At 39.0% G+C, this 22,814-nt stretch carries 24 protein-coding genes and 1 other RNA gene; 10 read left to right on the plus strand and 15 right to left on the minus strand.

Annotation, left to right across the window (positions count from 1 at the left end):
- The first annotated feature begins 122 nt into the window (after window positions 1-122).
- On the plus strand, window positions 123-1,325 hold the full coding sequence (locus tag MMB68_RS18500; RefSeq protein WP_277549243.1) for an MFS transporter: 1,203 nt from the start codon (window positions 123-125) through the stop codon (window positions 1,323-1,325).
- Between the two features lie 37 nt (window positions 1,326-1,362).
- On the opposite strand, the gene MMB68_RS18505 is transcribed toward MMB68_RS18500, so the two are convergent.
- From MMB68_RS18505 to MMB68_RS18515, 3 genes are all read right to left on the minus strand, one after another.
- Window positions 1,363-1,794: a carboxymuconolactone decarboxylase family protein gene (locus MMB68_RS18505; RefSeq protein WP_014457862.1), complete on the minus strand. Its 432-nt coding sequence runs from the start codon at window positions 1,792-1,794 to the stop codon at window positions 1,363-1,365.
- Between the two features lie 136 nt (window positions 1,795-1,930).
- Window positions 1,931-2,824: a LysR family transcriptional regulator gene (locus tag MMB68_RS18510; protein WP_014457861.1), complete on the minus strand. Its 894-nt coding sequence runs from the start codon at window positions 2,822-2,824 to the stop codon at window positions 1,931-1,933.
- Between the two features lie 157 nt (window positions 2,825-2,981).
- The gene (locus MMB68_RS18515) at window positions 2,982-3,608 is read right to left on the minus strand and encodes an FMN-dependent NADH-azoreductase (RefSeq protein WP_221785810.1); all 627 of its coding nucleotides are present in this window, start codon (window positions 3,606-3,608) and stop codon (window positions 2,982-2,984) included.
- A 213-nt stretch (window positions 3,609-3,821) separates the two neighbouring features.
- Here MMB68_RS18515 and MMB68_RS18520 point away from each other — a divergent pair, with 213 nt between their 5' ends.
- Window positions 3,822-4,535, plus strand: coding sequence for an FTR1 family iron permease (locus MMB68_RS18520; RefSeq protein WP_221785811.1), 714 nt, complete (start codon window positions 3,822-3,824; stop codon window positions 4,533-4,535).
- A gap of 33 nt (window positions 4,536-4,568) precedes the next feature.
- On the opposite strand, the gene MMB68_RS18525 is transcribed toward MMB68_RS18520, so the two are convergent.
- The 3 genes from MMB68_RS18525 to MMB68_RS18535 all read right to left on the minus strand — a co-directional run bounded on the left by MMB68_RS18525 (window position 4,569) and on the right by MMB68_RS18535 (window position 7,913).
- The gene (locus MMB68_RS18525; RefSeq protein WP_115655041.1) at window positions 4,569-5,924 is read right to left on the minus strand and encodes a sensor histidine kinase; all 1,356 of its coding nucleotides are present in this window, start codon (window positions 5,922-5,924) and stop codon (window positions 4,569-4,571) included.
- Window positions 5,902-6,627 (minus strand): response regulator transcription factor, encoded by a 726-nt coding sequence (locus MMB68_RS18530; RefSeq protein ID WP_221785812.1) that lies wholly within the window; start codon window positions 6,625-6,627, stop codon window positions 5,902-5,904. Before MMB68_RS18530 ends, MMB68_RS18525 begins: the two co-directional genes overlap by 23 nt.
- A 158-nt stretch (window positions 6,628-6,785) precedes the next feature.
- Window positions 6,786-7,913 (minus strand): MGDG synthase family glycosyltransferase, encoded by a 1,128-nt coding sequence (locus MMB68_RS18535; RefSeq protein ID WP_115655042.1) that lies wholly within the window; start codon window positions 7,911-7,913, stop codon window positions 6,786-6,788.
- Window positions 7,914-8,075: 162 nt separating this feature from the next.
- Between MMB68_RS18535 and MMB68_RS18540 the strand changes: the two genes are divergently transcribed.
- The 3 genes from MMB68_RS18540 (at window position 8,076) to MMB68_RS18550 (ending at window position 10,284) form a co-directional block, all read left to right on the plus strand.
- A complete protein-coding gene (locus MMB68_RS18540) occupies window positions 8,076-8,702 on the plus strand; it encodes an undecaprenyl-diphosphatase (RefSeq protein ID WP_209368010.1) in 627 nt (208 codons plus the stop codon).
- Window positions 8,703-9,177: 475 nt separating this feature from the next.
- Window positions 9,178-9,615 (plus strand): MarR family winged helix-turn-helix transcriptional regulator, encoded by a 438-nt coding sequence (locus MMB68_RS18545; RefSeq protein WP_264408663.1) that lies wholly within the window; start codon window positions 9,178-9,180, stop codon window positions 9,613-9,615.
- Between the two features lie 27 nt (window positions 9,616-9,642).
- Window positions 9,643-10,284 (plus strand): nitroreductase family protein, encoded by a 642-nt coding sequence (locus MMB68_RS18550; RefSeq protein ID WP_013059680.1) that lies wholly within the window; start codon window positions 9,643-9,645, stop codon window positions 10,282-10,284.
- Between the two features lie 34 nt (window positions 10,285-10,318).
- Here MMB68_RS18550 and moaD read toward each other — a convergent pair whose 3' ends face one another.
- The 5 genes from moaD to MMB68_RS18575 are packed head-to-tail and all read right to left on the minus strand — an operon-like array spanning window position 10,319 to window position 13,830.
- Window positions 10,319-10,552: a molybdopterin converting factor subunit 1 gene (moaD, locus tag MMB68_RS18555; RefSeq protein ID WP_042991825.1), complete on the minus strand. Its 234-nt coding sequence runs from the start codon at window positions 10,550-10,552 to the stop codon at window positions 10,319-10,321.
- Window positions 10,553-10,554: 2 nt separating this feature from the next.
- Window positions 10,555-11,019: a molybdenum cofactor biosynthesis protein MoaE gene (locus tag MMB68_RS18560; protein ID WP_025752620.1), complete on the minus strand. Its 465-nt coding sequence runs from the start codon at window positions 11,017-11,019 to the stop codon at window positions 10,555-10,557.
- The gene (gene mobB, locus MMB68_RS18565) at window positions 11,016-11,543 is read right to left on the minus strand and encodes a molybdopterin-guanine dinucleotide biosynthesis protein B (protein ID WP_264408664.1); all 528 of its coding nucleotides are present in this window, start codon (window positions 11,541-11,543) and stop codon (window positions 11,016-11,018) included. Before mobB ends, MMB68_RS18560 begins: the two co-directional genes overlap by 4 nt.
- A complete protein-coding gene (locus MMB68_RS18570; RefSeq protein WP_269870870.1) occupies window positions 11,531-12,796 on the minus strand; it encodes a molybdopterin molybdotransferase MoeA in 1,266 nt (421 codons plus the stop codon). The genes mobB and MMB68_RS18570 overlap by 13 nt, the downstream gene beginning before the upstream one ends.
- 17 nt (window positions 12,797-12,813) lie before the next feature.
- Window positions 12,814-13,830: a molybdopterin-synthase adenylyltransferase MoeB gene (locus tag MMB68_RS18575; protein ID WP_264408665.1), complete on the minus strand. Its 1,017-nt coding sequence runs from the start codon at window positions 13,828-13,830 to the stop codon at window positions 12,814-12,816.
- Window positions 13,831-13,991: 161 nt separating this feature from the next.
- Here MMB68_RS18575 and mobA point away from each other — a divergent pair, with 161 nt between their 5' ends.
- Complete coding sequence (gene mobA, locus MMB68_RS18580) at window positions 13,992-14,561, plus strand: molybdenum cofactor guanylyltransferase (RefSeq protein WP_221785817.1); 570 nt, start codon at window positions 13,992-13,994, stop codon at window positions 14,559-14,561.
- A gap of 12 nt (window positions 14,562-14,573) precedes the next feature.
- On the opposite strand, the gene moaA is transcribed toward mobA, so the two are convergent.
- From moaA to MMB68_RS18595, 3 genes are all read right to left on the minus strand, one after another.
- Window positions 14,574-15,590 carry a GTP 3',8-cyclase MoaA gene (gene moaA, locus MMB68_RS18585; RefSeq protein ID WP_277549244.1) on the minus strand — a complete coding sequence of 339 codons (1,017 nt, stop codon included), beginning with the start codon at window positions 15,588-15,590 and terminating at the stop codon, window positions 14,574-14,576.
- 46 nt (window positions 15,591-15,636) lie between these two features.
- On the minus strand, window positions 15,637-16,383 hold the full coding sequence (fdhD, locus tag MMB68_RS18590; RefSeq protein WP_372452299.1) for a formate dehydrogenase accessory sulfurtransferase FdhD: 747 nt from the start codon (window positions 16,381-16,383) through the stop codon (window positions 15,637-15,639).
- A 66-nt stretch (window positions 16,384-16,449) separates the two neighbouring features.
- Window positions 16,450-16,794: a Na-translocating system protein MpsC family protein gene (locus tag MMB68_RS18595; RefSeq protein ID WP_013059689.1), complete on the minus strand. Its 345-nt coding sequence runs from the start codon at window positions 16,792-16,794 to the stop codon at window positions 16,450-16,452.
- Window positions 16,795-17,157: 363 nt separating this feature from the next.
- Here MMB68_RS18595 and fdhF point away from each other — a divergent pair, with 363 nt between their 5' ends.
- From fdhF to modB, 4 genes are all read left to right on the plus strand, one after another.
- Entirely contained in the window at window positions 17,158-20,097 is a 2,940-nt protein-coding gene (fdhF, locus tag MMB68_RS18600; protein WP_277549245.1) for a formate dehydrogenase subunit alpha, read from the plus strand.
- A gap of 11 nt (window positions 20,098-20,108) precedes the next feature.
- A complete protein-coding gene (locus MMB68_RS18605; protein WP_277448458.1) occupies window positions 20,109-20,588 on the plus strand; it encodes a helical membrane plugin domain-containing protein in 480 nt (159 codons plus the stop codon).
- Between the two features lie 125 nt (window positions 20,589-20,713).
- Window positions 20,714-21,511: a molybdate ABC transporter substrate-binding protein gene (gene modA, locus MMB68_RS18610; protein ID WP_277448459.1), complete on the plus strand. Its 798-nt coding sequence runs from the start codon at window positions 20,714-20,716 to the stop codon at window positions 21,509-21,511.
- Between the two features lie 7 nt (window positions 21,512-21,518).
- Entirely contained in the window at window positions 21,519-22,175 is a 657-nt protein-coding gene (gene modB / locus MMB68_RS18615; protein WP_221785822.1) for a molybdate ABC transporter permease subunit, read from the plus strand.
- Window positions 22,176-22,330: 155 nt separating this feature from the next.
- Here modB and ssrA read toward each other — a convergent pair.
- Window positions 22,331-22,692: a transfer-messenger RNA gene (gene ssrA / locus MMB68_RS18620) on the minus strand.
- Between the last annotated feature and the right edge of the window lie 122 nt (window positions 22,693-22,814).

Genomic DNA, 22,814 nt, shown 5'->3' on the forward strand with positions numbered 1-22,814 from the left:
ATTAGCTCTATACCATAAGGTATAGAGCTTTTCCGTTTGAATTTTTTCTTTAAAATAGACGTGACATTATGTCAAGACAGGTGTAAACTTAAAGCAAAATTCTTTGCTTCTAGGAGGAAGACATGAAAACAAAACAATTATCAGAACGTCAGCTTCTTGGCATCGCAGGGCTCGGATGGCTCTTCGATGCAATGGATGTTGGCATTTTGTCTTTTATCATTGCAGCTCTTCACGCTGAATGGGGACTTTCCCCTACTGAAATGAGTTGGATAGGCAGCGTTAATTCGATCGGAATGGCCGTTGGAGCTCTGGTGTTCGGGTTGCTGGCTGATCGAATTGGGCGAAAAACCGTTTTTATTGTGACTCTTGTTCTTTTTTCAGTGGCAAGCGGCCTTTCGGCTCTTACTACTACCCTTGCTGCTTTTTTAGTATTTCGATTTTTAATTGGAATGGGTTTAGGAGGAGAGCTGCCTGTTGCTTCTACACTTGTGTCTGAGACCGTGGCGCCGGAAAAACGGGGTAAAGTGGTCGTCTTGTTAGAAAGTTTTTGGGCGTTCGGCTGGCTACTGGCAGCGCTTATTTCTTACTTTGTAATCCCAGCTTACGGGTGGCAGCTAGCTCTTATCCTAACGGCTATACCAGCGTTTTATGCCATTTATTTGCGCATCAAACTGCCAGATTCTCCTCAGTTTGTGGAGGCGACAAAAGAAAAGAAACCGTCGATTGCGGACAATGTAAGAAGCGTGTGGTCTAAGCCTTATCGTCAATCTACGATTATGCTGTGGGTTCTGTGGTTTTGCGTTGTATTTTCATATTACGGCATGTTTTTATGGCTACCTAGCGTCATGGTCATTAAAGGATTTAGCTTAATCAAAAGCTTTGAATACGTATTGATTATGACATTAGCTCAACTGCCTGGCTATTATACTGCTGCTTGGTTTATTGAACGCATGGGCCGAAAATTCGTATTGGTCACATACTTGTTAGGTACGGCTGCCAGCGCATATATCTTCGGAAATGCGGAGTCACTTTGGCTGCTGCTAACAGCAGGAATGTTGTTGTCTTTCTTCAACTTAGGCGCTTGGGGAGCTTTATACGCGTATACACCTGAGCAATATCCGACATCTATTCGAGGCACAGGAGCTGGAATGGCCGCTTCTTTTGGACGAATTGGAGGAATTCTAGGACCGCTGTTAGTTGGGTATATGTCAACTCAAGGTGCTTCTTTAACCGTTACGTTCTCAAGCTTTTGTGCAGCTATTTTAATCGGTGTTGGTTCGGTTGTTTTTCTAGGAAAAGAAACCAAACAAAAGCAGCTCGCATAAAAAAAGACGCTCTTTTAGAGCGTCTTTTTTGTGCTTATTATTTATTTTCTACTAGCTCTTTTTCGCCTGTCTCTACTTCCACGTCACGCTGAGCGAATACTTTCTTAGCTACGCTTAAAGCATTTAACACGCGAGGGAAACCTGTGTATGGAATTAATTGAATGATGCTTTCCACAATTTCATTCGGCTCTAGTCCAGCTGTTAAACCTGTGTTTAAATGCAGCTCAAGCTGAGGCTCTGTACCCTGAGTAACCAGTGATGAAATGGTTACTAATGCTCGCTGCTTATTCGTTAAACCTGGTCGTGAATAAATGTCTCCATAGGCAAATTCAATAATATATTTCCCAACGTCGGGAGCTAGGTCTTTTAAGTCTTCCGTAATTTTTAAATGAGTCGAAATATCATCGTTACTCGTTAACGTATATTCCATTAATTTATCTAAACCTTTTTGATAACTATTTTGTGCCATGTAAAATCAGCCTCCGTATTTTTTACTGACACCGCGCGGAATCAATGTTTGTTTTCGTGTATGTTTTCTACACTATCTACTTTAGCGCACATTCTTTCTTTCGTAAAATACATATATTCAATACAACATATGCATTTTATCTATATAAAACAGAATGCTGTTCATTCATATAGTGGAGGAATTGTTTAGAGGCATATGAAATATATTTATCTTTTTTTAAAATCAATCCTAAATCCCATGAAATTGAAGGATTAGTAATAGGAACTGCTTTTACGATAGCAGAATCCACTTTTGCTGCAATGGATTGTGGAAAGATAGATACACCTAAGTTTTCCGCGATCATTTCACCGATAAAATCCCATTGAGAGCTCTCGTAAGCTACATTAGGTTCAAATCCTGCTTGTTGACACGCCTGAATAAGCCGGTCGTGAAGCGTAAAATCTTCATTAAATAAAATAAATTTCTCTTGGGCTAGTTCATTAATTTCCACATGAGTTTTAGAGGCCAAAGGGTGAGAGTGGTGAACATATAAAAGCATTTTTTCAGAGATAAAAGGATTAATGTCAAAAAGATGTTCATTTACTGGAAGCACCGCTACACCTAGGTCTAACTCTCCTTTTTCTACTGCTTTTTGAACACGATTGGCTCCGTATTCAATAAGTTTAATTGTGATATCTGGATAGAGCTGCTGAAACCCTTTAATAATCTTTGGAAAGAACAGTACTCCAATCAATGGAGGAATTCCAATTTTAATCATCCCTTTTTTCAGATTCATCACATCATATAAATAAGTCGATAGCTCATCAATGGATGCCATAACTTTTTGTCCTTGCGCATACACAACTTCCCCGGCATCCGTTAAATCAATCTGTCTTGCGGACCGATCAATTAATTCTACTTCCAATTCTTCTTCTAAGTTTTTCACCATTTTGCTCAAGGTCGGCTGTGAAATATGGAGACTTTGAGATGCTTTAGTAAAGCTCCTTAATTTAGCGACTTCTAAAAAATAATTAAGCTGACGAATATCCATCTCTGCTCCTCCTATAGATCAAGCGAATATCTTTTATCTTATTTATTCATTTTACCTATTAACTTTTAAGATATACAGCGAAAAATCCGAACGATTTATCGTTCGGATATACCTTCACCTAAAATACTTTTGTCCTGTCCTTTTTTACTACGGTTATTTAAAATGTTTTGGCTGCTTGTGCTGCTTGTTCTAGGCCACTTTCAATAATTTCTTGAGCACGATCGGGAAACTGATTATGTCCCTCAATAATAACAGAGTTCACATCCGTAACTCCAAAAAATTGAAGTACGCTGCTGACATATTTAACGGCCATTTCGACCTCAGCTGCTGGACCTTCTGAATATACTCCGCCTCGCGCGTTTAATAACATCACCTTTTTATCGCCTAGTAATCCCACAGGACCTTCTGGCGTATACTTAAACGTTTTGCCTGCTTGATTTAAATAATCAAAGTACGTATGAAGCACTGCTGGCACAGTAAAATTCCAAAGCGGAAAGGCAATGACAATTTTATCAGCTTTCACAAATTGTTCTAAGTAATGATTAGCAATTTCGGCTGCTTTATTTTCCGCTGCCGTCACTCCTAGCCCTCTTGCTAGTTTAAACTGACCGTCTATCATATCGGCACTTAGATAAGGAAGTTCTTCTTGAAACAAATTTAGTTCTATTATTTCTTCACCTTGGTGGGATTGTTGATAGCTTTCTAAAAACGCATTATATAATTTCACGCTAACCGCTTCACTTGCCGACCTATCATTTGCTTTTATAAAAAGAGTATAACTCATACTAAAACCTCCACTGATTATTGATACTCTTATTTTATTCGCTTTGTCCTTACGTTTCGAACGACTTTATAATGAAATACTCTCATACTTTAGTCTGAAAAATCCTATATAAGAATTTATTAAAGAGCCAAAAATCACATTGACAACGATAATCATTATCATTAAAATTAGAGGGAAATTGATTATTATCATTTAAAGTAAGGGGAGCTTTTTATGTGGTCAAGTTTGGCTTTGTCGCTTCGTGAAGGTTTAGAAGCATCACTTATCATTGGAATTATTTTAGCTCATGTTACAAAAGTTGGCCGAAAAGATTTAAAGTATCCTGTCTTCATCGGGGCTGCTGCTGGTCTTATCTTCAGCTTAGTATTTGGCTTCATTGGCTTCAATGAGGCGAAAGAGTTAGAAGAAGAGTCAGAAGAAATTTTTGAAGGAGTCATGATGCTTTTAGCTGCAGGTCTTATCGCTTATTTTATTCTATGGTTGCATCGAAGCAAAGAAATGACTTCTTCGGTCACATCAAAAATTTCCAGCAACTCTTCTAAATGGGGATTAATTACCTTAGCCTTTTTATCTGTCTTTCGTGAAGGAACAGAACTAATTATTTTTAATCTGACACAAGTAAATCAACACGCCTCTTCTATCGCATTTGGAAGTATAAGTGGTATTTTGCTGGCCGTCGTTATTACATACATTCTGTTTAAAACGGCTATTAAGCTGAACCTGTGGATTATCTTTAAAGCGCTTGGTGTTTTTCTTATTTTTATTGGCGGAGAGTTATGCGGTGAAGGTTTGGCTAAGCTATTTGAAGCTGGTGGAGAATCACTTGAAATAATTGGATTTAGTATCTTTACAGTTGCATCACTTTATCTGTTTTTCCAAACGGACTTGAAAAAATTACGAGTAAGAAAACAAAAATCGGCATCATAATTACACAAAAGCCGCCTGTTAACGGCGGCTTTCTTAATTTGTAGATGAAACGGGAAGGTGAATCACAACTTCCGTTCCTTGTTCTTCTTCACTATTAATAAAAATCTCGCCTTTATGCTGACGGACAATAGTTTGTGCAATCGATAGTCCAAGCCCCGTTCCTCCCGTAGCTCTGCTTCTAGCTTTATCGACTCGATAGAAACGTTCAAAAATATGTGCAAGATCTTCCTTCGGAATACCAATTCCATAGTCTTTTACTTTGATAATGACATCTTCCTGCTTTTTTTCAACGGTCACTTCAATTTTATCCGTACTGTATTTAATTGCATTATCAAGCAAAATAATCAGCACTTGCTTCATTTTTAGTTCATCCACTTCAATCATAATTGGCGTTTGATCATAATGAAGAACTAATTCTCTTTTGTATACCTGCTGCAGCTGCTTAACGATTTGTTCAAAAATAAGAACAAGATCTGTTTGCTTCATATCAAGCGTTTGTTCTTTTTCCACACTTGCCAGATCAAGCAGCGTTTCAATCATTTTTTGCATTTTGGTTGCTTCCGCATAGATGGTGTCGATCGCATCTAGCGTAATTTCTTCATTTTTAATCCCTCTTCTTCTTAATAAATTAGAATAACTGCGAATAACGGTTAGAGGGGTTTTTAATTCATGAGAAGCATCGGAAACAAACTGGTTTTGCTTTTCAATATTTTCTCGCAAGCGGTCAATCATATGATTAAACGTAACGGTCATACCCTGCAGTTCATCTCTCGTCTCCGTTTGAATGAGAACTTTTTTAGGAACACCGCTCTCTTCAATCTCTTTCATTGTTGTGACCATATTTTTAATAGGATGCATAATGACGCGTGATAACCATCTTCCTCCTAAAAGCGACAGTAAAATGGAAACAAGCGAACAAAAAATCAAAATCGACAGCAAAATATCTTTACGGGTTTCAAAACCAGTCAGGAGCTCACCAATCTCAAGCGTTTCAACGACTTGATTATTGACTTTGACAGGCATGCGAATAACCAATACTTGCTTTTCTCTGATTTTGCGAAGTTTCACCTTTTTTTTCTTTGAAAATTCGGGCTTAATTTTCACCAGATGAGGATCATTTGATACTTGGTTAATGACCGTAGAATTTTCTGAGACTGTTCGGATAAATGAATGATTGGTCAAATAAAATTTTAGTAACTCCGGCGAGAGCTCCACGGAATGATCTTGTTGACCTTTTTGAATAATCTCGTGTGCTTTTTCGAATAAAATGTCCTGTTCCATATTCACCGTAGATTTAGTGAAGGAGAAAAAAACAACGATGTTCATGATTAATAAAATAACCACTAGCCATGCTGTTGTCAGCAAATTAATCTTCGTCGTGATCTTCATTTTTCTCCTCTTTCATCATATATCCTACGCCTCGCACCGTATGAATGAGAGAAGTAGAAAAACCTTCATCTACTTTTTTTCTTAAGTGACGAATATATACATCAATTACGTTCGTTTCTCCTTCATATTCATAGCCCCAAACGTTTGTGAGAATTCCTTCTCTCGTGACAATTTTATTTTTATTCGTAAGCAAATACACGACTAAATCATACTCTTTCGGTGTCAGCGTAATGGATTCGTTGTTTCTAAGGACTTCCCTTGTTTCAAGATTAATAGTCAAATCACTTATCGTTAAGAGCTCCGCTTCAGCTTCTTTCGTTCCTGATGCTTCTACAAGCGAACGATAGCGAATACAAGAGCGAACCCTTGCTAACAGTTCTTCAATTTCAAACGGTTTTGTAACATAATCATTAGCCCCTTGATCCAAGCCCATTACCTTATCTAGCGTCGTGTTTCTGGCAGTTAATAAAATAACTGGCGTAAATACTTCCGCTTTCCGAAGTCTTCTTAACACCTCTATACCGCTCAGACTTGGAAGCATCACGTCTAGCAAAATGAGGTCATATTGAGCGGATATTGCCGTCTCTAACCCCGCTTTCCCGTCGTACTCAATATCTACTTCATAATCTTCAAATTCTAATTCAATCTTTAACACTTTCGCAATTTGCGCTTCATCTTCCACAATTAAAATTTTCTCTTTCATGTTATACACCTCTCACCACGTGTCTTAAGTGAAAGAATAGCTTCTTTAGATAAAAAAACAACACCTTTTTCAAAAGATGTTTGTTTTTTTATCTAAACCCTACTTTTTCAACATACTTGTTCTTTAGCTTATCCTTATTGTTTATAAACATGAATGTTTTACGCATGAAGACCAATTGTTTGCTTTTCACCTAAAATCCAATTGACTACTGCTAAAAGTTCTTCAGGCGTTTGTGCTTCGATTTCTTTATGATAAGCAGCAATGGCGTTATATAATGTGTTCATTTTATCAGCATCCTGCAGCACTTCCTGTAGCTGATTTTCTAACGATTGATCTGTCTTTAGTTCTTGAACTAAGTTTCGCTCTGTTAAATAGCGTAAATTTACTTCTTCTTGACCCGGTAAAGCAGAATGAACAAAAATCGGTAAATTTTTGCGAAGAGCTTCACTGACCGTGATACCACCTGGCTTTGTTACAATAGCATCCACTTGTTCATACAGTTCATTCATTTCTGTGCGTGATGAAATGTACGGAATTGGTGTAACGTGCTGTAATTCCCATCCCTTGATTTCTTCGTATAACTTTTGATTTTTGCCGCATAAAACAAAATAATGAAAATGGCGCGCTTCTTTTAAATCATTGTAGAAATCCATAATATTACCTAGACCGCTGCTGCCTCCGGCAATTAAAATATTTTGGTTACCATGATGCTTAACAGTTCTTGTTTTTGTTATTTCTTCATGTACCGGTATTCCTGTGACCAACATATTTTGAAGTGGGATTTCACTTTGAGCACGAAGCCCTCTTTTTACTTCTTCACTAGGAAGAAAGTGAAAATCAATTTCTTCTTTCCCCCATAAATTATTAATAAAGAAATCCGTGTAGACATTTATAATAGGAACATTGCACTTTCCTTTTGCTTTTAATTGACTGAGCAAATAAGAAGGAAATCCATGTGTGCATATAATTAAATCCGGATTTTCTTCTTTAACTAAGTGCTCCATTTTTTTTGCGAATACGTGATGATACCATTTGAATGAATGAACAGGCGGTTCATAAAAGAGATGTTTGTATGCCATATTGTACGTTTCTGGAGCATAACGAATCCATTTCAAATACGTGCCTGTAACCACTTTTTCTAATAGTTCGTTCGTGTAACTTAATAAATCTATTTTTTTATAACAAATATTTGTTGTTCTTCTTTCCATTATATCCATTAACGCCTCTGCCACTTGATGATGGCCAGAAGGCATTTTTAGAAGAGGTAAAAATAAAACCTTTTTCAACTGTTTCATCTCCTATTCTAAAAGCAGTTTCTTCCTCTCCTTTTTATATCATTAAATACCCTTAAATTTCGGATTTTAATTGATTTTTAATGTGAAATTCATCGTTTTTTTAGAGTGTCAATCTAAACTAAGAGTGAAAAGTACTGTATAAGGAGAAAACAAATGAACCTCAATTACGAAGTATTTCAATGGATTAACTCGTTTGCTGGTAAATCCAGCGCAATGGATTCTGTAATGGTTATGATTACGAATAGCGTTCCTTATTTTATAATGGCTTGTTTGCTTTTGCTTTGGTTTAGCGGAAAAACAGAAAGAACAATTTATCACCGTTACACGGCTTTATACATCTTGTTTACAATTGTACTTTCTCTATGTATCAATGAAGTCATTCACTTGGTGTATTACCACCCGCGTCCGTTTGTAACTCATCACGTTCATAAGCTGATTCCGCACCCGGCTAATTCATCTTTTGTCAGTGATCATTCGATTTTAGTCTTTTCTGCTGCTTGGATCATGTGGTTACGAAAAAACAAATGGAGAAGCATCATTTTTATATGGGCTGTCATCTCGGGCCTTTCACGCATTTACGTAGGTGTCCACTATCCAGCAGATGTACTTGGAGGCATGGTAATTGCGGGAGCTATCAGCTGCTTTGTTATCTATCTTTCAGATAAAACAGCTCCTCTTATCCAGCGATTATTCTGGATTCACGATGTGATTATCAAGCGTATTCCGTTTCTGTCTCCTTACACGCATGAACAAATTAGTAAAAAAAATCATTCAGCTTAAAGACGCTGAGACAAAAATAGTATAGTTGAAGTGAAAAACGAACCACTAATCAAACCGTTTGATCAGTGGTTCGTTTTTTTGGGTTACGATGAACGTAGATTTTATCTGTTTCGTTCCTTCTGGCAGTTGATTGGAGGGCAAAAAGAAGACTCCTGCCGGAACAGCGGAACAGGTTAGAATCCGCAGAAGCGCAAGCGACGAGGAGGCTCACCGGCCGCCCGCGGAAAGCGAAGTCTTGCACGGAAATCAACTGCCGTGTCACAAGCGGTCCATAAGGGCTCATTTATCCGATTTGTTCGTCTTTAGATTAAATTGATTTCGTTACATCTCAATCTCTTTTTATTATTTATAAAAAAAGATTATTCACTTTCTTGACTTTCACTTTTATTTATTTTATATTAGTTGATGTATCAAACATTGATGTATCAAATATTAATCCATCAATAAATATCATAGAAAAAAGGGAGCGACTTTCTTGTCACATTCATGTTCTGAAAAAGCAAATGTTCTGTATGCTCTGCAAGAAGTTAATAAACAAATTAATCAAAAGTTTGAGCATTGTACCGGTGTTAGCCAATCACGTCTTGATATTTTACATCAGCTTTATGAAACAGGTGAAATGAGTCAAAAGGCGCTTCAACAGCAAGTGAACATTGACAATGCTGCAATTACAAGGCATTTAAAGCAGCTCGAAGAAAGAGATGTTGTATCACGCCGTAAAAATCCTGATGACAACCGCGTAACATTTGTAAAGCTTACGAAAAGCGGACATGAAAAAATCGGTGCATTTCGAAACGAAAAAGCTCGCTTTATTGATGAAGCATTTAAAGATTTCAGCGAAGAAGAACAGCTGCTGCTTTCCAAAATGCTCGAGCGTTTAAAAGCAAACATTTCGGCCATTGAACGGTCATAACATTTTTAACATAAAGGAGAGTTCATCATGACACAAACAAAAACACTAAACAATGATTTCCAAGATATTATTACAGGGCGCAGATCTATTCGTTATTACGATCCATCTGTCAAAATCAGCCGTGAAGAAATGAAAGAAATTTTAACAGAAGCGACGCTAGCTCCATCTTCTGTTAATGCACAGCCTTGGCGCTTTCTAGTAATTGATAGCCCTGAAGGAAAAGCAACATTGGCTCCGCTTGCTAAATTTAATCAGTCACAAGTAGAAACATCAGCAGCTGTTATTGCGATATTCGGCGATTTAAAAAGTGAAGAAAATTTAGATGAAATTTACGATAAGGCTGTTGAACTAGGCTATATGCCACAAGAAATTAGAGACATGCAAATTCCTAAAATCAAAGCGCACTACGCAGCTGCTTCTGAAGAATTAAATAAAGAAACGGTATTAATTGACGGCGGTTTAGTATCTATGCAGTTAATGCTTGCTGCACGTGCTCACGGTTATGATACAAACGCTATTGGCGGTTATGAAAAAGATCAAATTGCCGAAGCATTCGGTTTAGACAAAGAGCGCTATGCACCTGTTATGTTACTTTCAATCGGCAAAGCAGCAAATAGTGGTTACCCGTCTGTACGTTTACCAATCGAAAAAGTAGCTCAATTTAGATAATAAAAAAAGGTGCTGTGTATTCAGCACCTTTTTTTTATCCTCCACTAACAGGCGGAATAAATGCAACGGTATCTCCCGTTCCAATGGTTTCTTCATCTGTTACAAACTCTTCGTTGACTGCTGTCATCGTTTGATTCAGAGAGGACAGCTTATATGTTTTTTGCACATATTCCTTTAATTCCTTCACTGTTATATCTTGCTTATCAACTGTTACTTGTTCCACTCCAGCCTCTTCACGTATAGCAGCGAAAAATAAGACGTTAATCATTTTTACATCTCCTTCAATGGCTTTCCTTCAGGATATTCTTTTGTTTCTAACTGATCTCCAATCCATTTTGTTCCGTCTTCCCAAAATTCTTTTTTCCAAATTGGCACAATTTGCTTAATACGTTCAATAGCATACTCGTTTGCTTCATAAGCTGTTTTACGATGCGGAGAAGAAACGGCAATAACTACTGCAACTTCTGTTATATCAAGCTTCCCGATTCGATGAGTAATAGCTGTCAACGCATCGGGCCACTTTTCCTGAATTTCGTCACCAATTTGGCTCAGCATTTTCACTGCCATTGGCACATAGGCTTGATATTCAAGAGAGAGCGTCTTCTTGCCTTTTGTAAATTCTCTTACCGTTCCAATAAATGTCGTAATAGCTCCCGCGTCTCTTCTAGAAACTTTTTTAATTATTTCATCTACGGCAATTGGCTGATTTACCACTTCAAATAAGTGCTGGTTCATCTTCTTTCCCCCACTTCTTTCAATAAAAAATTAAGATAAAGCTCGTCTTCTTGTAAGTGAAACATTGGATATACTCCCTGCACTTGTTTTTTAAGCGGCACGTGACTAATCACGCATATAATATTGGTTAGAGAGGAAAGCAGAACAAGATCTTCTTCACTTCGAATCAAGACTGCTTTTGGATAGGATTCTTTTTTATATCCTTCAACAAAAATGATCTCTGGCGAGAAAAATTGATAAAAATCAATCAGCTTTTTTAGGCTCCAGTCTTTACTATCTGCCGTAAGCTGAAGGATTCCACCTCCTTCTACACCTGCCACATCGGCACCTGCTCGCTGGTGGCGATGACTGTCTTTTAACCCGCTGCTGCTATCTGGAGGCCCACCGTGTCCATGGTGCTTAATAGAGCCTACACATAGATTGAATTGTTTCGCTTTTTTAATTAACTTTTCCACTAAAGTAGTTTTTCCGCTATTTTGAAATCCAACTACTTGTAAAACGGTGCAACGTGCTACCAAGGCCATTCACTTCCCTGTACGTCATCTAGCAATAAGACGTCAACCAGCATTCCTTTTTTGTACCCTCTCGTCCCTCCAGGAAATATAATTAACGTATCAGCATGAGCTAAAGACGAAACCGCACTAGATTTTGTAAAGCTTAATGGAGAAGCAATTAGCTGCCCTTCCCTGTATGAAAGCCTGCCAGATACAAATCGCATAAAAGGATTTGGCTTTAAGAAGTCTTTTCCTAACAAAGCTTTTTCTTTCCGAAGATGAGGGGTGCTTTTACCCGCATATGTACTGATTACCGGACGTGCCAGAAGTTCAAAACCAACATAGCACGCTGTAGGATTTCCCGATAGGCCAAATAAAAGCTTCTCTTCCATACGAGCAACCGTTGTTACACTGCCTGGCCTCATCGCTATTTTATTAAAAAGAACTTCGGCTTGTAATTGCTTATAAACATCGGGTAGATAATCATAGTCTCCTACTGAAACGCCACCCGTTGTAATCAGCATGTCCACTTCTGACAGTGCAGATTTTACCGCGTTGTAGCACTGACTTAAATCATCGGGCATGATACCAAAATAGTTCACTTCGCCTCCAGCTTTTTCAATTTGGGCACGAAGCATATGAGCATTGCTATTACGAATTTTCCCTAGCTGAACAGGATCACTCACTTCCACTAGTTCACTTCCAGTTGCAAGTAATCCAACTACAGGCTTTTTGAAGACAGCTACGTTACTATAGCCAAATGTGGCTAAAAGAGCAGCTACTCCCGGAGTGATATATGTTCCTTTTGAAGCTAACACAGTGCCTTTTGTTGTTTCTTCTCCTTGGAAAGAAACGTTATCTCCGCTGTTAAACGAACGCTTGATTTGAACGATCGGCTGATCGTCTTTCGTATATTCTTTTGTTACTTCAAGCATCGCAACCGCATCGCAGCCTTTGGGAATAGGCGCTCCTGTCATAATACGCACAGCCTGCATCGCGTTGACTGTATGTTCAAAAACAGAACCCGCTCCTATTTCTCCTCGAACAGCCAGTTCTACTGGATGAAGTGATGATGCTTCTTTCGTATCTTGCGACCGAACGGCAAAACCATCATATGGAGAACGATCAAAAGCAGGAATATCATGATCTGCTATTAAATCTTCAGCTAAAAATCTGCCGTGAGCTTCTTCAAGGGCAATGATTTCTTGCTTTCCGTTTTTTGCATACTGCATCACTCGTCCAACGCATTCTCCAACAGGGATAGGAGTTCGCTTTTCTCTCATTCTTTTCACTCCTTTACTCATCCTAGTAAACGATAATATAAGCTTTTCGCAAATTGAATATCATTCGTTCCATGAATAAATACACGGCCATCTTGAAAAATTACAAAGCGCTGCTCTGGAAGCTGACATGACAGAAGGTATGGATTGCGGTCCACTTCCCCCTGTTTTTTTAACCGCTTTTCCAATTCATCAAAGTTGTGTAAATGCTGCTGTGAGGGTCTGATTTGAACCGTCTCTCTGCCGCACAGAACTTCTGTTTTAAGCTGATTTTCATACGCTAAGTACGGATATGTTCGGGTCGATCCGCAAGAAGAACATTTATCACTTTTCATTTTGCCCGTCTTAAATTCAGCATGCTGATTATTCCAGACGTCAAAGGTTAGAAATGTGTGGCGCAAAGCTTCAACATCTTCGACTAAAATTTTTAATGCTTCGGTTATTTGATAGGCTGCCACAATTTGAACAGCGGGACTAATGATTCCTGCTGTCTCACAGGTTGCTCCTCCGACAGGAACTTTTTTCAATATGCAGTGCAGACAAGGGGTTACATTTGGGATAACGGTATAAGTGGCGCCATAACTCCCTACACATGAGCCGTATATCCATGGAACTTCATACTTATGTGACAAATCATTTAAAATAAAACGGATGTCGAAGTTGTCTGTCGCATCGATGATTACATCAGCTGTTTGGACGATACTTTCTAAATTAGCAGGCTGAGCATCCATCACCAGCGCTTCAATCTTCACTTCCGTATTTATTTGACGCAGACGATTTTTTGCTGCTACAGCTTTAGGCAGTTTGTTTTGCGCATCTTGTTCTGTATAAAGCTGCTGACGCTGTAGATTACTCCATTCTACATAATCGCGATCTACAAGAGTCAATTTTCCAATTCCAGCACGCACGAGGGCTTCTGCGCTAGCGCTGCCTAGAGCCCCTGCACCTACAACTAAAACATGCTTACTTCTAATTTGCTGCTGCCCTTTGTTTCCAACAGGCTGGAAAAGCTGCTGACGTGAATAACGTTCTGTCACTCTTTTCTCTCCCTTTCTCATTCAATCTCTGACTTCACTGTCTATTCCTTCGTCAAAGATATTTCTTTAAAAACATGCTATTATACACATAAAGCTAAACTGCTTCACAGAGGCTTTTTTGCATAAATATACAAATATATTTTGATGGAGGTATTTAATAGATGTCCATTGCCGGCATTGTATTAGCAGGAGGAAAATCTTCTCGCTACGGTCAACCAAAAATGTTTGAAACCTATAACAAGAAATCATTTTACGAATACAGTATAGATGCATTAAAAGAAAATCACGTTACACCTATACTTGTGTCTACCAACCAAGATTTACTTCCTTATTTTCACAGAAAGGATGTTACATTTGCAGTTGAAAAATGCCCATATCAAGGACCTTTGTATGCAATTCATCATGCTTTAACTGCAATTGATTGCCGTGCTGAATGGTTCTTTATTCTTTCGTGTGACATTCCTTTTGTTAACGCTGAGTTTGTTCATAATATGATTACCCTAACTCAGACGAACTCAGCTGATATTGTTCTTCCTGTTCAGCCAAATCACATGCACCCGCTTCTAGCACTCTATCACCGTAGAACGCTTCCTCTTATTGAACAACTCGTTACACAAGGTGAAAGAAGGCTTACAGGATTGTTGAATCAGACAAACGTCCTTCGCGTGCCTTTTTCAGCAGAAGATCCCACTTTTATAAATGTGAATCATCGCAGTGATTGGCATGTATAAAGCTTTTTTGAATTATCCACCAATATGAGACATTTCCACTTTTTCAGCGCCTTGGACCTGTCTTCCGTTAGCTCGTTCGTCTGAGTAACGATCTTTCCGATGATTCCAGATATCAGAAATGGTGTCACAAACAGTATGATCAGATGCTTCTGATCGTATCAGTTTGCGGAGGTCATATCCTTTTGACGCGAACAAACAGGTATAGAGCTTTCCTTCAGCCGATACTCTTGCGCGTGAACAAGTGGAACAGAATGAATCTGTGACAGATGAAATGATACCAATTTCCTCTTCTGTCCCGACGTATCGATACCTGGTGGCTACTTCCCCCGTATAATGAGGTGGAATTTCTTCAAGAGGCATTTCTTGTCCAACTATATCAAGAATTTGTTTCTTTGTTATAACCTCATCCATTTTCCATCCGTTTGAATTTCCAACATCCATATATTCGATAAAACGCAGCGTATGTTTTTTGTCTTTAAAATATTGGGCCACCGGAAGAATATCCTGCTCATTCTTACCTTTTTGAACAACCATGTTTATTTTGACCGAAATCCCCACAAGAGCTGCTGCCTCTATTCCTTCTAATACTCGTTTGACGCTTCCTCGGTTTCCATTCAGCTCTTGAAATCTCACTTCATCAAGCGAGTCTAAGCTGACGGTTACTCTTGATAATCCCGCTTTTGATAAGGCTTCTGCATGCTTCTTTAACAGTGAGCCGTTTGTTGTGATGGCAATATCATCTATACCCTTAATTTGCTTCAGACGATTGATTAGATCTGGCAAGCCTTTTCTTAGCAGCGGCTCTCCTCCCGTTATACGCACTTTTTTTACTCCTAGCGATGCGAATAATCTAGTGAGCCTCTCTAATTCATCAAACGAAAGAATGTTTTCGGCAGGTAAAAATGGATAGTCTGCTCCAAAAATTTCTTCAGGCATACAATATCGACAGCGAAAGTTACAGCGATCTGTTACTGACAATCGCAAGTCTCGTAAAGGACGCTTTAACGTATCAACTATAGCGTATGACATCTGCCTCATCTCTCCTCTCTCTAGCTGTCAGCTTCTTCACAGCAGATTAACTTTCTCGTAAAATTCTTTCCGGACATGTATAAATATTCAACGAATCATTTCGAATAAACCCTACCGTTGTAATTCCCAATTCTTCTGCAAGATTTAAAGCAAGTTCAGTCGGAGCAGATTTTGAAAGAACCACTTCACACCCGATCTTCGCCACTTTCAGCAAAATTTCTGAAGAAATACGGCCGCTGAAAACGACTACTTTATCTCTAATTGAAATATGGTGTTTTAAGCAATACCCGTATAGTTTATCTAGGGCATTGTGCCTGCCAATGTCCATTCTGCTAAGCATAAAGCCATTTTTATCACAAATGGCAGCGTTATGAACGCCACCCGTTTCTTGAAACGTAGCAGCAGATTGCTGAAGCTTATTCATCAATTGAAAACAATCCTTAATTGAAAGTTCTACCGATATATCATTCATTTTTTTAGCAGTCAGCGCATCATTTATAAAGACAAACCCTTGTCTGCTCGCCCCGCAGCAAGACGTGATATATCGTTTATTTTGAAGGTTTTGAAAATACGGGTTTAATTTATCTATTGTAACATGAACATACCCTTCTTTTTCTTGAACCCATATGTTTTTAATATCTTTGTATGCTCGAATAACCCCTTCAGATGCTAAATAACCAATGACCATATCTTCAATGTATTGAGGGCTACATACCATCGTGACAAACTCTTCTTCGTTAATTTTTACAGTCACAGGAAACTCCGTTACAATTTTATCTTCGAAGCTTTCCATTTGACCATTTCTAAATCTAAGAACTGTACGCTTCTTAACGGTCGAGTTCATGTGATGTCTCCTTTTTTAAATAATGTTTTTATCAAAAACGAATACGGAAACCGCTATATTTTCTTTTATTTTCATATCTGAAAATAAATTAACCAACTTTGCTCCTACCAATTCTTCTAGCCCTTCCGGCGGATTCGATGCATATACATCTTGGATCATTTTTGTTCGAGCCAGATGAACCATGTCACATCCTTCAGAAGTGCTTGCAATAAATGTTTCTGTCGGAGTTAAATTTCCATACAGTGTTGAGACAGCCATATTTTCAACAAAAACCGTATGTATTCTTTCCGGTCCTTTTCCAAATAAATCTTTTCGAAGCTTCCGAATAATATCATTAAATTCATGAATAGTTTTTGACATAATCAACGCTCTCCCACCGATTAAAATTAAATTGTACATTTTATTCCTACAGTTTTTTTATCATAAATCAACACTTCAAAAAATAAAAGCCTAAAATCTTTGCAGCAAAACTTTTGAAGAGAGTTGGGTATTTAAAAAAGTTGTGCATTTAAAAACGTAGCGATATAATTATAAATAACCGAGATGGAATAATAATAATGAATTGTTATTACTCTATCACTTTTTCTTAACGATATAAATGGGCCGGATTGGCATATTAGTAAGACCTGCTAGTAAACTATTCCACCATGATTGCATTCCCTTATTTGATTAGGCGTGTGTATTCATGGTGGTTTTTTGTTTTTATATAAAGGAGGAAAACAAATGAGTCGTGAAATCATCACTGTTCATATAAATGGCAACGAATACAAAGCAGCTTCAGGCTCTACCATACTCGAAATTATTAATCAGCAAAGCATTGAGCACCCTCAGATTTGTTATGTTCCTGAAGTGGATCCTATTCAAACTTGTGACACATGTATCGTTGAAATGAATGGCGAGTTAGTTCGTTCTTGTTCTACAAAAGCTGAAAACGGCATGAAGATTGAATTACAATCAGCACCCGCAAAAGCGGCACAGACGGAAGCAATGGATCGTTTATTAGAGAATCATTTGCTATACTGCACCGTTTGCGACAATAACAACGGAAACTGTAAATTACATAACACAGCCGAAATGATGGAGATTGAACATCAAAAATACCCCTATACGCCAAAGGCCTCAGAGAATGAAGTCGATATGTCTCATCCGTTCTACCGTTATGACCCTAATCAATGCATCGCTTGTGGCCAATGCGTAGAGGTTTGTCAAAATCTTCAAGTTAATGAAACACTCTCTATCGACTGGGAAGCAAAACGTCCCCGCGTTCTCTGGGATGACGGTGTAGCAATCAATGAATCTTCTTGTGTGAGCTGCGGTCAATGTGTAACCGTATGCCCTTGTAATGCCTTGATGGAAAAATCCATGCTTGGAGAAGCTGGATTTATGACTGGGCTTCCAAAAGACGTTTTAAATCCAATGATTGATTTAGTTAAAGAAGTAGAACCTGGATACAGCGGAATTTTTGCTGTTTCAGAAGTGGAAGCCGCTATGCGCGAAACACGCACGAAAAAAACAAAAACTGTCTGTACATTTTGCGGAGTTGGATGTTCATTTGAAGTATGGACAAAAGGCCGTGAAATCCTTAAAGTTCAGCCTAGCTCTGATGCTCCCGCAAATGCCATTTCAACCTGTGTGAAAGGAAAATTCGGCTGGGATTTTGTAAACTCTGAAAAACGTATTACTAAGCCTTTAATCCGAAAAAATGGTGCATTTGTAGAGTCGTCATGGGAAGAAGCCCTCGACTTAGTAGCAAGCAGGTTAAGCTCTATTAATCAGCAGTATGGACATGGATCAGTTGGTTTTATTTCTTCTTCTAAGATTACAAACGAAGAAAACTATGTTATTCAAAAGCTGGCTCGCCAAATGTTTGAAACAAATGACGTAGACAACTGCTCTCGCTACTGTCAGTCTCCTGCAACTGATGGATTATTTCGAACAGTGGGAATGGGAGGCGATGCCGGCACGATAAAAGACATCGCAAAAGCTGGACTGGTTATCATCGTTGGAGCTAACCCTGCTGAAGGTCATCCTGTATTAGCAACTCGCATCAAACGCGCGCATAAGCTTCATGACCAAAAACTAATCGTCGCAGATTTGCGCAAAAACGAAATGGCTGAACGCTCTGACATTTTCATCAGTCCAAAACAAGGTACGGACCAAGTATGGCTAATGGCTGTAACAAAATACATGATTGACCAGGGATGGCACAATGAAAAGTTCATCCAAGAAAACGTCAACTATTTTGAAGACTTTCGCTCTTTGCTTGAAAAGTACACGCTTGAATATGCTGAACAAATTACGGGTATTCCAGCAGCAACGCTCATTCAAATAGCTGAAATGATTCGAGACGCCGATGGAACCTGTGTGCTGTGGGGCATGGGCGTAACGCAAAATACGGGAGGCTCTGATACATCAGCGGCTATCTCAAACCTGTTGCTTGCTACTGGAAACTATCGACGCCCTGGAGCAGGCGCTTATCCGCTCCGAGGCCACAATAACGTCCAAGGAGCATGTGATATGGGAACTCTTCCTGCTTGGCTTCCAGGCTATCAGCACGTCACAGACTCAGTCGCCCGAGCGAAATTTGAAAAAGCATACGGTGTAAAAATTAAAGATAAGCCAGGGCTTGATAATATTCAAATGCTGCATTCAATTGATGAAGGAAAAATGAAGGCCATGTACCTTGTCGGAGAAGATATGGCTCTTGTTGATTCAAATGCTAACCATGTACACGAAATATTATCAAATTTAGATTTTTTTGTCGTCCAAGACATTTTCCTTTCGAGAACGGCTCAATATGCTGATGTTGTACTTCCTGCTGTTCCTTCTCTTGAAAAAGACGGAACATTTACCAATACGGAGCGACGTGTCCAAAGATTGTATCAAGCATTACCAACGCTCGGTGATTCAAAGCCGGATTGGTGGATTGTTCAAGAGATTGCCAACCGCTTAGGTGCGAACTGGACGTATACACATCCTGGTGATATCTTTGCAGAAATGGCTAGTCTATCACCTCTATTCAGCCAAGCCAGCTACGAAAACCTTGAAGGCTGGAATAGCTTCTTATGGGGGAGTTTAGAGGGAAAAAGCACGCCGTTACTTTACGTCGATGGGTTTAATTTCCCAGATAAAAAAGCGCGCTTTGCTTTATCACATTGGGTACTTCCTGCCGAATTCCCAGAAGAATATGATCTACACATTAATAATGGAAGAATGTTAGAACATTTTCACGAAGGGAATATGACCAATAAATCGAGCGGCATCCAATCAAAAGTACCAGAAGTATTCGTAGAAATTTCACCTCAGCTTGCCAAGGAGCGTGAAATTGAAGAAGGTTCGCTTGTCAGATTAATCTCACCGTTTGGAGCAGTAAAAGTACAGGCATTAATTACAGAGCGAGTAAAAGCAAATGAGCTGTATCTTCCAATGCACTCTGTTCATAAAGATTCGGCTATTAACTTTTTGACGGGACCTGCAGTTGACCAACGAACAAATACGCCGGCTTACAAACAAACAAAAGTACGGATGGAAGTATTAAGTAAAGGTGGAGAAACGCCTTTACCGTCTACAAATCCCCGTAACAAAAAACGTCATCCTCAAAATGGGGTCGAGGTTCAGCGTAAATGGAACCGTCCTGGCTACGTCCATTTAACAAGTAAATAGGAGGAGAAAAGATGGCACAACCTATTACAGAAATTAGGAAACCTCTTCTAAGCGAGGAAGAAGAAAAACAACAAAAATTAGAAGATTTAACTTCTCTGCTAGCAGATAATGAAGAAGCTTTGAACCGTATTCTCGGTATTGTTGGCGAACTTAACGACATGGGTGTTCTTGAAGCTGCTGATTCAATGATTCAAGCAAAAGAAAAAATCTCAAAAATTGCGCTTCATCAAATTTCCAGAGAACCGGTAACCAATTTAATTAATACTCTTATGGGTGCAAGCAGCGGTTTGATGAAGGCAGATCCAGAGGTAACCGCTAAACTTGTAAATAGCGCAACAGCTGGTATGAACGAAGCGAATGAATATATAAAAACAGGAAAAAAAGTAAGTGCATTAGCTCTTATAAAAGCGCTAAACGATCCAGATGTCAATCGTGCAATTGGATTTGGGCTTCACTTTTTAAAAGGAATGGGCAAAGCGTTGGAAGAATAAATGAAGCAGCGACTTGAAAGTTTTCCCCCTTTCAAGTCGCTGTTTTCTTTTTAGGAAGTCAAATTTTAAATGAACGTGATATAGTTATACTAAATTGCTTTACTACAACTAATTGAGGTGACACGATGCAACAATACTTTAAACCCTTATTCGCACTATTATTTTTAATTATGTTTACTGCTGCTTGTTCGAACGAAACAAATACAGCTCAATCCGCAGCTCAGCACAAAAACATCAGCTTAACGATATCCGCTGCGGCCAGCTTAAAAGATGCGCTCACTGATATTCAAAAGCAATATGAAAAAAAGCATCCAAATATAGACTTAAAATTTAATTTTGGAGCTTCAGGCTCGCTGCAACAGCAAATTACAAACGGCGCACCTGTTGATTTATTTTTTTCAGCCGCGGAAGACAAGTTTGATGCACTAGTAAAAGCAGGAGCTATCTCCAAGGAAAATGGTACTGACTTGGTTGGCAATGACCTTGTGCTTATCGTGCCAAAGAATAATACGTCTGCTATCACAAATTTTGAAGATCTATCAAAGCCGACTGTTCAAAAAATTGCACTTGGAATACCAGAATCCGTTCCTGCCGGACAGTATGCGAAGGAGACTTTTGAACAGCTGAACCTCTGGAAAAACATTGAGCCAAAAACCGTCTATGCGAAAGACGTACGCCAGGTTCTTTCCTATGTGGAGACAGGAAACGTTGAAGCTGGGGTGGTTTATAAAACCGATGCCTTGATTTCAAAAAAGGTGAAGATTGTCGCTACTGCAAATAATAGCACTCACAAACCAATTGTATACCCTGTAGGCGTTATTAAGGATTCGAAACATCCACAAGAAGCAAAAGCTTTTTATCAATTTTTACAAAGTAAGACGGCTCTTGACACTTTAAAGAAATACGGTTTCACTGCAAATTGAGGCCGCTATGATTCAAGAATTTTTATCTCCTCTTCAGCTATCGCTTAAAATTGCATTAGTAGCAGGATTTGTCGTTATTATTTTAGGCACTGTTATAGGAAAACTGTTATCCAGGAAACACTTTAAGGGAAAAGTGATGCTTGAAACGGCGTTAATGCTCCCATTGGTGCTCCCTCCATCTGTTGTTGGATTTTTATTGATTGTCATATTCGGGAAACACAGCCTCCTCGGCCGGGCAATTGAATGGGTCTTTCAACAACCCGTCATTTTCACATGGTGGGCAGCTGTTATTGCATCCGTTGTCGTTGCGTTTCCGCTTATGTATCAATCTGCCAAAACAGGCTTTCAAGGCGTAGATTACGAAATTGAAGACGCAGCTCGAGTAGATGGTGCAAGCGAATGGAAAGTCTTTTTCTTTATTTCCATCCCTTTAGCTTCTAAAGCCATCGTAACAGGAGGAGTGCTAAGTCTGGCAAGAGCACTCGGAGAGTTTGGAGCCACTTTGATGTTTGCTGGCAATATTCCAGGTGAAACTCAAACTGTGCCTACCGCTATCTACGTAGCGATTGACTCTGGAAACATGAATCTCGCTTGGCTATGGGTTATTTCAATCGTCTTTCTTTCCTTTCTTATGCTTCTTTTTGTTCAGCTTAAACAAAAGTAAAAGGATGTCTCATTGTATAAGAGGCATCCTTTTATTTCTTTCCTGCTTTTTTCAATTTTACATAAATCATAAATTAAAAAGGAGTTAATCAAATGAAGAACCTCCATTTGATTAACTCCTGTTATAAGTAAGGTAAGCCACCATACAATATGTATTGGTGGAGACGGTGGGAGTCGAACCCACGTCCAGAAATATCGCCACTTAAGCGTCTACGAGTGTAGTTGGCATATTGATAATTCGCGAGCTGTTCTGCCTACCAACAGGCGTCCCAGTCGCTAGTCTGATTATTCTCTTCCTTCGTCCTCAGACGGCGAACTCCGGCGTAGCCCACTTAAAGTGAGTCCCTTACCCTACCACATGGGCGATGGAGGGAGGAACCGCTAAGCTACTATTATGCAGCTAAAGCGAAGTTATTGTTAGATTTGCCAGTTATTATTGGCGTTGATGTTTTAACGAGGCCATCTCCTCGACTCGCAACCTAAGCTCGAACTACCCCTGTCGAATCCGTAACGTCCCCATATAAAAGGGAGTCGGAATGTGTAAGAAAAAATCTTACATCAGATAGCGACTTCAGTGTGCAAAATGAAATCTAACTGATAACAATACTTATTATATCACAAAATGAGCATTTTGCAATTG

Origin of the sequence: Priestia sp. Y58 (assembly GCF_029522095.1) — a bacterium.
Lineage (GTDB): Bacteria > Bacillota > Bacilli > Bacillales > Bacillaceae_H > Priestia > Priestia megaterium_E.